The sequence below is a fragment of the Dactylosporangium sp. NPDC049140 genome (genome assembly GCF_040648435.1).
Window position 1 is genome coordinate 399,944 of sequence record NZ_JBEZDS010000001.1, and the last position, 12,798, is coordinate 412,741.

10 protein-coding genes are annotated in these 12,798 nt (G+C 70.9%); 8 read left to right on the forward strand and 2 right to left on the reverse strand.

All coding sequences use genetic code 11. From position 1 onward, the window contains the following. The first annotated feature begins 48 nt into the window (after window positions 1–48). Together AB0B76_RS01780 and AB0B76_RS01785 are read left to right on the forward strand one after the other, a co-directional pair. Complete coding sequence (locus AB0B76_RS01780; RefSeq protein ID WP_360367655.1) at window positions 49–4,440, forward strand: HAMP domain-containing protein; 4,392 nt, start codon at window positions 49–51, stop codon at window positions 4,438–4,440. A 35-nt stretch (window positions 4,441–4,475) separates the two neighbouring features. Further along, window positions 4,476–5,057, forward strand: a complete 582-nt coding sequence (locus AB0B76_RS01785; RefSeq protein ID WP_360367658.1) for a response regulator — start codon at window positions 4,476–4,478, stop codon at window positions 5,055–5,057. A 2-nt stretch (window positions 5,058–5,059) separates the two neighbouring features. On the opposite strand, the gene AB0B76_RS01790 is transcribed toward AB0B76_RS01785, so the two are convergent. Beyond that, on the reverse strand, window positions 5,060–5,383 hold the full coding sequence (locus AB0B76_RS01790; protein WP_360367661.1) for an STAS domain-containing protein: 324 nt from the start codon (window positions 5,381–5,383) through the stop codon (window positions 5,060–5,062). Window positions 5,384–5,484: 101 nt separating this feature from the next. Between AB0B76_RS01790 and hemL the strand changes: the two genes are divergently transcribed. The 6 genes from hemL to ccsB are packed head-to-tail and all read left to right on the forward strand — an operon-like array spanning window position 5,485 to window position 11,274. Further along, the gene (gene hemL / locus AB0B76_RS01795; protein WP_360367664.1) at window positions 5,485–6,816 is read left to right on the forward strand and encodes a glutamate-1-semialdehyde 2,1-aminomutase; all 1,332 of its coding nucleotides are present in this window, start codon (window positions 5,485–5,487) and stop codon (window positions 6,814–6,816) included. After that, entirely contained in the window at window positions 6,813–7,457 is a 645-nt protein-coding gene (locus AB0B76_RS01800; protein WP_360367667.1) for a histidine phosphatase family protein, read from the forward strand. Before hemL ends, AB0B76_RS01800 begins: the two co-directional genes overlap by 4 nt. 1 nt (window position 7,458) lies before the next feature. Next, a complete protein-coding gene (locus AB0B76_RS01805; RefSeq protein WP_360367670.1) occupies window positions 7,459–7,998 on the forward strand; it encodes a redoxin domain-containing protein in 540 nt (179 codons plus the stop codon). Continuing rightward, window positions 7,998–8,744 carry a cytochrome c biogenesis protein CcdA gene (locus AB0B76_RS01810; protein WP_360367673.1) on the forward strand — a complete coding sequence of 249 codons (747 nt, stop codon included), beginning with the start codon at window positions 7,998–8,000 and terminating at the stop codon, window positions 8,742–8,744. The genes AB0B76_RS01805 and AB0B76_RS01810 overlap by 1 nt, the downstream gene beginning before the upstream one ends. Further along, complete coding sequence (locus AB0B76_RS01815; RefSeq protein WP_360367676.1) at window positions 8,744–10,315, forward strand: cytochrome c biogenesis protein ResB; 1,572 nt, start codon at window positions 8,744–8,746, stop codon at window positions 10,313–10,315. Before AB0B76_RS01810 ends, AB0B76_RS01815 begins: the two co-directional genes overlap by 1 nt. Next, complete coding sequence (ccsB, locus tag AB0B76_RS01820) at window positions 10,315–11,274, forward strand: c-type cytochrome biogenesis protein CcsB (protein WP_360367679.1); 960 nt, start codon at window positions 10,315–10,317, stop codon at window positions 11,272–11,274. The genes AB0B76_RS01815 and ccsB overlap by 1 nt, the downstream gene beginning before the upstream one ends. A gap of 774 nt (window positions 11,275–12,048) precedes the next feature. Here the strand turns inward: ccsB and AB0B76_RS01825 are convergent. Next, window positions 12,049–12,720, reverse strand: a complete 672-nt coding sequence (locus AB0B76_RS01825; RefSeq protein WP_360367682.1) for a hypothetical protein — start codon at window positions 12,718–12,720, stop codon at window positions 12,049–12,051. Between the last annotated feature and the right edge of the window lie 78 nt (window positions 12,721–12,798).

Consider the following 12,798-nt stretch of genomic DNA (forward strand, 5'->3'; position numbering starts at 1 on the left):
GACGACGATGGGTGGACACCGCCTGCCCCCGAGACCGGTGGAGACGTCATGACCACAGTCGAAGAAGTCCCCCAGAAGAGTCCGGAAACCCTCCTCCTCGAGGAGCTCTCCGGGGCGCTGGACCGATTGCTCTCCGGTGATCTGAAGATCAGGTTGAGCCGGCGCGACGGGCTGCCCGGCGAGGTGGTCGAACGCTTCAACCGGCTCGCCGAGATGAAGCTGCGCCACACCCGGGAACTGCTGCGCATCAGCCGGGTCGTCGGCCGCGAGGGCCGGATGACGGAGCGGCTCGACGAGGAGGGCTTCGAGGGGGCCTGGCTCGACCGCATCCACGCGGTGAACTCGCTCATCGACGACCTGGGCCGCCCGACCACCGAGATCGCCCGAGTGATCGTGGCGGTGGCCGAGGGCGACCTCTCGCAGCAGCTGGCGCTCGAGATCGACGGGCGGCCGCTGCGGGGCGAGTTCCTCACCATCGGCCGCACCGTGAACACGATGGTCGACCAGCTCTCGTCGTTCGCCGACGAGGTCACGCGCGTGGCCCGCGAGGTCGGCACCGAGGGCAAGCTCGGCGGCCAGGCCCAGGTCACCGGCGTCGCCGGCACCTGGCGGGACCTCACGGACTCGGTGAACTCCATGGCCGCCAACCTGACGGGGCAGGTGCGGTCGATCTCCACAGCGGCGACGGCGGTGGCCCGCGGCGACCTGTCGCAGAAGATCACGGTGAGCGCGAAGGGCGAGATCGCCGAGCTGTCCGAGACGATCAACTCGCTCGTCGACACGCTGCGGATCTTCGCCGAGCAGGTGACCCGGGTGGCCCGCGAGGTCGGCACCGAGGGCAAGCTGGGCGGCCAGGCCGACGTGCCGGGCGTGGCCGGCACCTGGAAGGACCTCACGGACAACGTCAACTCGATGGCGTCCAACCTCACCAGCCAGGTCCGCAACATCGCCCAGGTCGCCACCGCGGTGGCCCGGGGCGACCTCTCGCAGAAGATCACGGTGGCCGCCCAGGGCGAGATCCTGGAGCTCAAGGACACCGTGAACACGATGGTCGACCAGCTCTCGTCGTTCGCCGACGAGGTGACCCGCGTGGCCCGAGAAGTCGGCACCGAAGGCAAACTCGGCGGCCAGGCCCAGGTCACCGGCGTCGCCGGCACCTGGCGCGACCTCACCGACAACGTCAACTTCATGGCCTCGAACCTCACCAGCCAGGTCCGCAACATCGCCCAGGTGTCGACGGCCGTGGCGAAGGGCGACCTGTCGCAGAAGATCACGGTCGACGCCCGCGGCGAGATCCTCGAACTGAAGTCGACCGTGAATACCATGGTCGACCAGCTCTCGTCGTTCGCCGACGAGGTGACCCGCGTGGCCCGAGAAGTCGGCACCGAAGGCAAACTCGGCGGCCAGGCCCAGGTCACCGGCGTCGCCGGCACCTGGCGCGACCTCACCGACAACGTCAACTTCATGGCCTCGAACCTCACCAGCCAGGTCCGCAACATCGCCCAGGTCGCCACCGCCGTGGCCCGGGGCGACCTGTCGCAGAAGATCACCGTCGACGCCCGCGGCGAGATCCTCGAGCTCAAATCGACCGTCAACACGATGGTCGACCAGCTCTCGTCGTTCGCCGACGAGGTGACCCGCGTGGCCCGAGAAGTCGGCACCGAAGGCAAGCTCGGCGGCCAGGCCCAGGTGCGCGGGGTCGCCGGCACCTGGCGCGACCTCACCGACAACGTCAACTTCATGGCCTCGAACCTCACGGCCCAGGTCCGCAACATCTCGCAGGTCGCGACGGCGGTGGCCCGCGGTGACCTGTCGCAGAAGATCACCGTCGACGCCCAGGGCGAGATCCTGGCCCTGAAGTCCACGGTCAACACGATGGTCGACCAGCTCTCGTCCTTCGCCGACGAGGTCACCCGCGTGGCCCGCGAGGTCGGCACCGAGGGCAAGCTGGGCGGCCAGGCCCAGGTGAAGGGCGTCTCCGGCACCTGGCGCGACCTGACCGACAACGTGAACTCGATGGCGTCCAACCTGACCAGCCAGGTCCGCAACATCGCCCAGGTCACCACGGCCGTGGCGAAGGGCGACCTGTCGCAGAAGATCACGGTCGACGCGCACGGCGAGATCCTCGAACTGAAGTCGACCGTCAACACGATGGTCGACCAGCTCTCGTCCTTCGCCGACGAGGTCACCCGCGTGGCCCGCGAGGTCGGCTCGGAGGGCAAGCTCGGCGGCCAGGCCCAGGTGAAGGGCGTCTCCGGCACCTGGCGCGACCTCACCGAGAACGTCAACCAGCTGGCCTCGACGCTGACCACCCAGCTGCGGGCGATCTCGCAGGTGTCCACGGCCGTGACCCGCGGCGACCTGACCCAGCGGATCGCGGTCGAGGCGCTCGGCGAGGTGGCCGAGCTCAAGGACAACATCAACCAGATGATCGTCACGCTCCGCGAGACCACGAAGAAGAACGCGGAGCAGGGCTGGCTCGACTCCAACCTGGCCCGCGTCGGCGGCCTGCTGCAGGGCCAGCGCGACCTCGGCGAGGTCTGCCGCATGATCATGGCCGAGGTGACGCCGCTGGTCGACGCGCAGATCGGCGCGTTCTTCCTCTCCGGCGCCGACCCGGAGATCGGGCTGCGGCTGCGCCTGGAGGCCTCGTACGGCTACGTGGCCCCCGGCGTCGACATCAGCTTCGCGCCCGGCGAGGGCCTCATCGGCCAGGCGTCGCTGTCCCGCCGGGCGATCCGCGTGCAGGCCGCGCCCGAGTCCCGGCTCCAGGTGCGCTCCGGGGTCACCGAGACCCCGCCGGTCGACCTGGTCGTGCTGCCGGTGCTCTTCGAGGGCGAGCCGCTCGGCGTGATCGAGTTCGGCAGCGTCTCCCCGTTCAGCGAGCTGCACCTGTCCTTCCTCGACCGGCTCGTGGTCACCATCGGCGTGGCGCTCAAGACGATCCTGGCCAACCGGCGCACGGAGGAGCTGCTGTCCCAGTCGCAGCGGCTCACCGAGGAGCTGCAGGACCAGTCGGCGGAGCTGCAGCGCACCAACGCCGAGCTGGAGGAGAAGGCGACGCTGCTGTCGGAGCAGAAGGGCAACATCGAGAAGCAGAACCGCGAGATCGAGATGGCGCGGCTCGGCCTGGAGGAGAAGGCGCTGCAGCTCGCGCAGGCGTCGCAGTACAAGTCGGAGTTCCTGGCCAACATGAGCCACGAGCTGCGGACCCCGCTCAACTCGATGCTGCTGCTGTCCCGCCTGCTGGCCGACAACCCGGACACGAACCTGACCGCGCGGCAGATCGAGTTCGCGGCGACGATCCACAACGCCGGCTCCGACCTGCTCGCGCTCATCGACGACATCCTCGACCTGTCCAAGATCGAGGCGGGCCGGATGGACGTCGAGCCGGGCGAGGTCTCGTTCGAGGAGATCCGGGCGTACGTCGAGCAGGCCTTCGCCCCCCAGGCCGAGGACAAGGGCCTGGAGTTCACCGTGGTGACCGACTTCTCGCTGCCGCCGGCGATCGTCACCGACCCGCAGCGGCTCCAGCAGATCCTGCGGAACCTGGTCTCCAACGCGGTCAAGTTCACCGACCACGGCGGGGTGACGCTGACCATCGGGGTGGCCCCGGCCGACCTGGAGTTCCAGTCGCCGACGCTCGCCGGGGCGCGGCGCGTGATCCAGTTCGCGGTCTCCGACACCGGCATCGGCATCTCGGACGACAAGGTGGCGCTCATCTTCGAGGCGTTCCAGCAGGCGGACGGGACCACCAGCCGGAAGTACGGCGGCACCGGCCTCGGCCTGTCGATCTCCCGCGAGCTGGCCCGCCTGCTCGGTGGCGGGATCGGGGTGACCTCTCAGGTCGGGCGTGGGGCGACGTTCACGCTGTACCTCCCCGACGTCATCGCCACCGAGGTGACGCCGACCCTGCACCAGCAGCTGCACCTGGCGCTGCCGAGCCAGCTGGCCGCGCTGCCGCCGGCGAGCCGCCCGATCGCCGCGGCCCCGCCGATGCTGCGCTCGTTGCCCTCCGCCGAGCGTCACCCGACGGCGGCGGCCCACCAGCTCGACGGCGCCACCGTGCTGATCGTGGACGACGACGTGCGCAACGTCTTCGCCCTCACCAGCGCGCTGGAGCTGCACGGGATGACGGTGCTGTACGCGGACAACGGCGCCGACGGCGTGCGGATCCTCTCCGAGCACCCGGACGTCGACATCGTGCTGATGGACGCGATGATGCCCGACCAGGACGGCAACGAGACGACCCGCGCGATCCGGCGCAACCGGCGCTTCGCCGAGCTGCCGGTGGTGTTCCTGACCGCCAAGGCGATGCCGGGCGACCGCGAGTCGTCCCTGGCCGCCGGGGCCAGCGACTACATCACCAAGCCGGTGGACCTCGACGAGCTGCTTGACGTGATGGCCGCCTGGGTAAACGGGGAGGGCCGCGCAGTGTAGGTTGCGTGGGGGAAACCGTGGAAGGAGCGCCACCTTTGACTGGACCGGATCGGCCCGCGAAGGTGCTCCTCGTCGACGACCGGCGGGACAACCTGCTGGCCCTCGAGGCGACCCTGCAGGGCCTGGCGGTCCAGACGGTCGGCGCGGACAGCGGCGAGGACGCCCTCAAGCGGCTCCTTGTCGACGACTTCGCGCTGATCCTCCTCGACGCCCAGATGCCCACGATGGACGGTTTCGAGACCGCCCGGCACATCAAGCGCCGGGAGAAGACCCGCCACGTGCCGATCATCTTCCTCACGGCCGCGCCGGACCGGGACTCCCACCTGGCGCTGCGCGGCTACGCGGCCGGCGCGGTCGACTACATCACGAAGCCGTTCGACCCGTGGGTGCTGCGCGCGAAGGTGTCGGTCTTCGTCGAGCTCTGGACGATGACGCAGCAGCTCGCCGCCCAGTCGGACCTCGTGCGGGAGCGCGACGCCGAGCTGCGCGCGGCGGGCGTGTCCGTGGATGAGGCGACGGCGCTGCTGAAGGGGGCCCTGGCCGCGGACGGCGAGCTGGGCCGCGAGCAGGTCGAGAAGGCGATGAGCGCGCTGGCCAAGGCCCGCGCGAAGATCTAGGCCTAGGCCTCCTGGATCATCAGCGCGTCGCGCAGCCCCGTGATGTCCAGCACCCGGATCAGGAACGCGCCCACATTGACGAGCACCAGGTAGCTCTGCGCCAGCGTGGCCTTCCGGCTCAGCACGACAAGCGTCCCGAGCCCCTGGGAGTCGCAGAACGTGACCCCTGCCATGTCCAGCACCACCCGCGCGGGCGGCTCGTTCAGCACCTCGTCGACGGCGGCGGCCAGGCGCGGCACGGTCGACATGTCGATCTCACCGGTCAGCGCCACTACGGTCTCGCTGGGCGCTCGGCGCACGGATACGGAGAGATCGGGGCGATCCACGACACCAGCCTATATTGGATCAGCGCCCGCAGTGGTGTCGGGCACACGGCGCTGAGGCCCGCGCGTCGGGGCGCCGGGGCGACTGTCAGAATGGGCAGGCTGTGACCGATATTGACGCCGCCGGTCTGGGCCCGTACGCGGGCGATGCACCGGCCTCGCAGGCCCTGTTCGACCGTGCCCAGGCCATCGTGCCGGGTGGGGTGAATTCACCTGTCCGGGCCTTCCGGGCGGTGGGGGGCACCCCGCGCTTCATGGTCGGCGGCTCCGGCTGCTGGCTCACCGACGCCGACGGCCGGCGCTACCTGGACCTTGTCTGCTCGTGGGGGCCGCTGATCCTCGGCCACGCCCACCCGGAGGTCATCGCCGCGATCACCGAGGCCGCCGCGCGCGGCACCAGCTTCGGCACCCCGACGCCCGGCGAGGTCGCCCTCGCCGAGGAGATCGTCGCCCGGACCCCGGTCGACCAGGTGCGCCTGGTCAACTCCGGCACCGAGGCGACGATGAGCGCCCTGCGCCTGGCGCGCGGCTTCACCGGGCGGTCGAAGGTGGTCAAGTTCTCCGGCTGCTACCACGGGCACGTCGACGCGCTGCTCGTCGCGGCCGGGTCCGGGGTGGCCACGCTGGCCCTGCCCGACTCGCCCGGCGTCACGGGCGCGGCCGCCGGCGACACGCTCGTGCTGCCGTACAACGACTTCGACGCGCTCGACGCCGTCTTCGCGGCGCACGGGCACCAGATCGCCGCGGTGATCACCGAGGCGGCGGCCGGCAACATGGGCGTGGTCGCGCCCCGCGACGGGTTCAACGCCCGGATCGCCGAGCTCGCGCACCGCCACGGCGCCCTGCTGATCCTCGACGAGGTCATGACCGGGTTCCGGGTCAGCCGCGGTGGCTGGGCCGGGCTCGAGCCCGTCGACGCCGACCTCTACACGTTCGGCAAGGTCATGGGCGGCGGCATGCCGGCCGCGGCGTTCGGCGGGCGGACCGAGATCATGTCGCGGCTCGCCCCGGCCGGCCCGGTGTACCAGGCCGGAACGCTCTCCGGCAATCCGCTGGCGTGCGCGGCGGGCCTGGCGACCCTGCGACTGGCGACCGCGGACGTCTACGCGTGCCTCGACGCCACCGCCGCGACGGTCTCGAAGCTGACCTCCGATTCCTTGTCCGCCGCCGGTGTACCCCACGTGCTGTCCACGGCGGGCAGCATGTTCTCGATCTTCTTCACCGACCGGCCGGTGCACTCGTTCGCCGACGCGCAGACTCAGGACGTGGCCGCGTTCCGGGCCTTCTTCCACGAGATGCTCGCGCGCGGCGTCTACCTGCCGCCCAGCGCGTACGAGTCGTGGTTCGTCTCCACGGCGATCGACGACGAGGCACTCGGCGTGCTGGAGGCGGCCCTGCCGCACGCCGCCCGGGCCGCGGCCCAGGTGGCGGCATGAAGACGATCGTGCACGTGCTGCGCCACGGCGAGGTGTACAACCCGGACAAGATCCTCTACGGGCGCCTGCCCGGCTACCGCCTCTCCGAGCTCGGCGTGCAGATGGCCAAGGCCGCGTCCGAGTCGCTGGCCGGCCGGGACATCACGCACCTGGTCGCGAGCCCGCTGGAGCGCGCGCAGCAGACCGCCGAGCCGTTCGCCGCGCAGCTCGGCCTGCCGGTCACGATCGACGAGCGGCTGATCGAGAGCGCGAACTTCTTCGAGGGCAAGCAGGTCGGCGTGGGCGACGGCTCGCTCAAGGACCCGCGCAACTGGTGGGTGCTGCGCGACCCGATGACCCCGTCGTGGGGCGAGCCGTACAACGTGATCGCGGCCCGGATGTTCCAGGCCCTGCTGGCCGCCCGCGAGGCGGCCGAGGGGCACGAGGCCGTGTGTGTCTCGCACCAGCTGCCGATCTGGACCCTGCGCCGGCACGTCGAGAAGAAGCGGCTGTGGCACGACCCGCGGCGCCGCGAGTGCGCGCTGGCCAGTCTCACCAGCTTCCACTTCGAGGACACCAAGATCGTCGGGATCGCCTACTCCGAGCCCGCCGCCCACCTCATCGCGCTCTCGGCCTCGGCGCGCAACGCCAAGGGCGCCTGAGATGCGCCGGGTTCTGATCCTGGTGGCCCTCGCCGCGGTCCTGGGCGTGGGGGCCTGCGGCAGCGCCACGCCCCAGAACGCGCTCGGCAGCCGCAAGATCGCGGTGGACCAGCGGGCCAAGGCACCCGCCATGGGCGGCGACCTCATGGACGGCGGGGGCCGCTTCGAGCTCGCCCAGCACCGGGGCGAGGTCGTGGTCGTGAACTTCTGGGCCTCGTACTGCCCGCCCTGCCGCTCCGAGGCCCCCGAGCTGGAGAAGGTGCTCGCCGCCACCAAGGCCCAGGGCGTGACCTTCATCGGCGTCAACGTGCGGGACCAGCGCGGGCCGGCGGAGGCGTACCTGGCCGACATCAAGCCCACGTACGGCAGCATCTTCGACCCGTCGGCGTCGCTCGCCCTGAACTTCGACGTGCCGCCGAACTCGATCCCGGCCACGCTGGTGATCGACAAGGCCGGGCGCATCGCCGCGGTCATGCGCTCCGAGGTCGATCAGGCCCTGCTCGAACCGATCGTGCGCGACCTGCTGGCCGAGCAGGCCTGATGGACGCCGGGACGGTGGCCGCGAGCGGCCCGCTCCTGCTGGCCATCGGGGTGGCCGCCCTCGCCGGGCTGGTCAGCTTCCTTTCGCCGTGCATCCTGCCGCTGGTACCGGGATATCTCTCCTACGTCACCGGCCTCGCCGGCGCCGACCTCGACTCGGGGCGTCGCCGCGGCCGGGTGCTCGCCGGCGTGGGCCTGTTCGTCGCCGGCTTCAGCGCGGTGTTCATCGGCCTGATCATCCTCGCCACGCGCGCCGCGATGTCGCTCGTCGTGCACCGCCGGCTGATCGAGGTCGTCGTCGGCGTCGCCGTCATCGTGCTCGGCCTGGCGTTCATCGGCCTGATCCCGGGCCTGGAGCGGCAGTGGCGCATCCAGCGCCTGCCCTCCGCGGGCCTGGTCGGCGCGCCCGTCCTCGGCGTGGTCTTCGCGCTGTCCTGGGCGCCGTGCACCGGCCCGACCCTCGGCGCGATGATCGCGCTCGGCTCGACCAGCGGCTCGCAGGCCCGGGCGGTCACGCTCGCGGTGGCGTACTCGCTGGGCATCGGCATCCCGTTCGTCGCCCTGGGGCTGGGCTTCCAGCGGTTCATCGGGGTCGTGAAATTCGTCCGCCGCAACAGCCGCTGGGTCACCCGCATCGGCGGCGCCCTGCTCGTGCTGATCGGGCTCGCCCTGGTCACCGGCGTCTGGAGCTACCTCATGACCGCCCTGCAGGCGAACATCGGCCCGGCTGGAACGGTGCCGATCTGATGCGCTGGCTCTACCACACCACCGTCTCCGTGAGCCGGCGCGCCTGGCGCCAGCTGACCAGCATGCGCACCGCCCTGGTGCTGCTGTTCCTGCTGGCCGTGGCCGCGATCCCGGGCTCGGTGCTGCCGCAGCGCAACGTGTCGCCGGAGAAGGTCGACACCTACCTCGAAACGCACCGGCAGTGGGGGCCGACGCTCGACCGGCTGTCGTTCTTCGACGTGTACGGCTCGCCCTGGTTCTCGGCGATCTATCTGCTGCTGTTCGTCTCGCTGGTCGGCTGCCTGGTGCCGCGGTTCCGGGGACACATCGCGGCGCTGGTGAAGGTACCGCCGAAAGCTCCTGCTCGTTTCGAACGGCTGCCGCAGCACGCCGTGCTGGCTCCGTCGGGGACCGCCGAGGATGCCGAACGCATCCGGCTCGTGCTGCGCAAACGCCGCTTCCGCACCACGGTGCGCCAGGACGGCGACGTGCTGGAGATCTCGGCCGAGAAGGGCTACCTGAAGGAGACCGGCAACCTGGTCTTCCACTTCGCCCTGCTGTCGCTGATCTTCGGCGTCGCGTTCGGCTCGTGGTTCGGCTGGCACGGCAACCGCGTGCTGGTGGAGGGCGACGACTTCGCCTTCTGCAACACGCTGCTCAACTACGACGAGCACGCGCTGGGCGCCCAGGTCGGCGAGAACGACCTGCCCCGGTTCTGCCTGCGGCTGGACAAGTTCACCGCCTCCTACCTCGACAACGGGCAGCCGGTGACCTACAAGGCCGACGTCAACGTGACCCAGGACGGCCGGTCCTCGCAGCGCCTGCTGCAGGTCAACGACCCGCTGCGCCTCGACGGGGCGAACGTGTCGCTGCTCGGCCACGGGTACGCGCCGATCCTGCGCTACACCGACAAGTACGGCAGAACCTCGGAGAACGTCGCGACCTTCCTGCCCGCCGACGGCCAGCTCACCAGCCAGGGCGTGGCCACGTTCCCCGACGTGAACATCAACCCGCAGACCAACACCCGCGACGACAAGGCGCAGATCGGGTTCTCGGGCATCTACCTGCCCACGGTCCCGTCCGACCCGTCGGTCAACTCCTCGGCGTTCCCGGCGGAGAACGACCCTCGGCTCATGTTGCAGCCGTACCGCGGGGTGCTGGGCTTCGACGCGGGAGCGCCCCTGTCCGTCTACACCCTCGACACCCGCCAGATCGAGGCCGGCCGGCTGGCCAAGTTCGGCGACCCGCTCATGCTCAAGCGCGGCCAGAGCGCCACCCTGCCCGACGGGACCACCGTCCAGTTCGTCGGCACCCGCCAGTGGATCAGCATCTCCGTCCGGCACGACCCGGGCCAGCCGATCATGCTGGGCGGCGCCGTCGCGCTGATCGTCGGCCTGCTCGGCTCGCTCTGGGGCAAGCGCCGCCGGATCTTCTTCCGGATCACGCCGACCGGCATCGCGGCCGGCGGCCTGCCGCGCAGCGACCATCCCGGCTTCGCCGAGGAGTTCGCCGACATCGTGAGCGCGGCCGCCCCCGCCGCGACGGTGCCCGAGCAGGTGGCGCAGACTGACAACGTCGAGGAGGTTGTGTGATGGGCGGGTTGTCCAACCAATTGTTGGTCGTCACGATCTTCAGCTACGTGCTGGCGATGATGGCGTACGCGATCGAGTACGCCTTCGGCGGCCGCGGCGTGGTGGCGCGCGTGGCCGTGCGTGAGCCCGCTCTGGTGGGCGGAGGGTCCGCCGTGCCCTCCTCGGACATTTCCGATGTTCCGGTTTCCCCGGCCCCCTCCCTGGGCGCTCGCCGCGCCGGCATCACCGCGATCGTCCTCATGGTCCTGGGCTACCTCACCCACCTGGGCGCCCTGGTCACGCGCGGAATCGCCGCGGAGCGCGCCCCCTGGGGCAACATGTACGAGTTCGTCATGATGGCCACCGCGGTCGGCATGACGGCGTGGCTGTTCACGGTCGTGCGCCGGCCGAACCTGCGCCACCTGGGCCTCTTCGTGACCCTCGTGGCCGCGATCCTGCTGTCGATCGCGGGCATGAGCCTCTACGTCCCGGTCGGCCCCCTGGTCCCGGCCCTGCACTCGTACTGGCTGGTCATCCACGTCGGCGCCGCCTCGACCGCCTCGGGCATCTTCCTGGTCGGCTTCGTCGCGGCCGCGATGCACCTGATCCGCATGGGCTACGACGCGGGCAGGACGCGCTTCCCGTACTCCCTGGGCGAGCGCCTGCCGGAGCCCGAGGTCCTGGAGCGCGTGACGTTCCGGGTGCACGCCTTCGCCTTCCCGATCTGGACCTTCGGCGTGATCTCGGGCGCCATCTGGGCGGAGGCGGCGTGGGGCCGCTACTGGAACTGGGACCCGAAGGAGATCTGGTCCTTCATCGCGTGGGTCGTGTACGCCTGCTACTTGCACGCACGCTCAACCCCGAGCGTGAGCCGGCGCGTGACTTCGTGGATCGCCGTGATCGGCTGGGCAACGATGCTGGTAAACCTCTTCGGCGTCAACCTGGTGGCGAACGGCCTGCACTCCTACGCCGGCGTCTGACGCACCGCGCCCGGCTCGGCGCTCAGCGACCTTCATCCGGCGCGTGCGGGGAGTGGTCGGCACGCGGCGCGGCGGTAGGAAGCGCACCACGCGGCGGCGGATCTGCAGCACCGCACGAACCGACGTGCCGATCAGGCGCGGCGGGTCCGGCAGGCCGACGGCGGCGCGTACCTCCGGCAGCAGCAGGCTCGCGACCACCGGCCGCACCAGCGCGCGCAGCCACGGCCGAACGCGCGCGCGAGCCATCGCCAAGGTGCGCTCGCTGCACACCCGGCCCGCTTCCGTGAACGCGAAGGAGGCCTCGCACGAGGCCAGGTACGCGAACGGGTCCGCCGGGAAGTCGCTCACGCCCATGCGCCGGCCCAGCGCGGCGTAGAAGTCGATCAGGGCGTTGCGCTCGCCCGGCGCGAGGGGCCGCCAGCCGTAGGCGTCCAGCCAGCGGGCAAGCGTCACCGCCAGGGCCGCCAGAGCGAAGCGGTTGTGCGCGGCCGTCACCGGAGTGCCGTGATGGCTGCGGTTCACGAAGCGCAGGATCTCCCGGCCGCGCGGGGAGTCCAGGCCGTGCTCGACCAGGTCGCCGAAGGTCAGGGACGTTATCTCGGCGCGGGTGAAGAGGGCGTCCGTCGCGCCCACCACCTCCGCGGTCGCGGGCCACGCGTACAGGTGCCAGATCATGAGGCGGCCCGCCATCCGCACGTCCCACGGGAACTCGTGGAACATGAGGCGGCGCACGGTCTCGGAGTAGACGTCGCGGCGCACGCCGCCAAGGTAGAGCTACTTGGTCTTGGTGATCGACGTTGCTGTCACGGAACCGTCAGCCTGCTGCCCCTGGATCGTCACCGTCGAGCCGGCGGTAAGGTCCTTCAAGGCGCCCGGCGTCGAGACCGTGGTCTTGTCGCTCGTCTTCACGATCACGGTCTGGCCGTCGGCGGTCTGCACGTACACCGTCGTGCCGTCCACCAGCTTGACCGTGCCCGTCACGCCGCCGCGGGCGCCGGTGCCGGCGCCGCCGCCGTTGCCCTGGGCGCCGCCGCCCGGGAACTGGCCGCCGTTGCGGGCGAAGGCGCTCGCCAGGGCGGCCGGGTTCGCGCCGCCCGCGCCGGACGCGGCGGGTGCGGTGCCGTAGCTCTTCTGGACCTGGGCGCCGCCCACGAAGCCGACGACCAGCAGGGCCAGGCCGGCCAGGACGAAGGTGGCACGGTTGGCCAGGCGGCGGGGCGCGGCCTTGGCGATGCGCTCGTTGAGATCGTCGTCCAGCGGCGGCTCGGCGAGCAGGTCCGGCTCGTCGTCATCGGCGGCCGGCAGTACCGAAAAATCGGAAATATCAGAAATATCAGAATCGTCCGGGTCATCCGTCACGACCGGCAGCACCTCGGTGTCGTCGGACGAAGGGCGAACGTACGGCGACGTATCCGGACGGCGGAACGGCGAAGCGGCGTGGCTCACGGAACACTCCTCAAAGACGAAGCCGTGCGAGTGGGACCTGGTTGCGATGCCCGCGGGGGGTTTGGCACCGCAACCGGG

Excerpts from the sequence above, each read along its gene's own strand:
- AB0B76_RS01780 (WP_360367655.1), top strand. The coding sequence starts at position 49 with ATGACCACAGTCGAAGAAGTCCCCCAGAAGAGTCCGGAAACCCTCCTC.
- AB0B76_RS01800 (WP_360367667.1), top strand. The coding sequence starts at position 6,813 with ATGAAGACGATCGTGCACGTGCTGCGCCACGGCGAGGTGTACAACCCG.
- AB0B76_RS01805 (WP_360367670.1), top strand. The coding sequence starts at position 7,459 with ATGCGCCGGGTTCTGATCCTGGTGGCCCTCGCCGCGGTCCTGGGCGTG.
- AB0B76_RS01810 (WP_360367673.1), top strand. The coding sequence starts at position 7,998 with ATGGACGCCGGGACGGTGGCCGCGAGCGGCCCGCTCCTGCTGGCCATC.
- AB0B76_RS01815 (WP_360367676.1), top strand. The coding sequence starts at position 8,744 with ATGCGCTGGCTCTACCACACCACCGTCTCCGTGAGCCGGCGCGCCTGG.
- ccsB (WP_360367679.1), top strand. The coding sequence starts at position 10,315 with ATGGGCGGGTTGTCCAACCAATTGTTGGTCGTCACGATCTTCAGCTAC.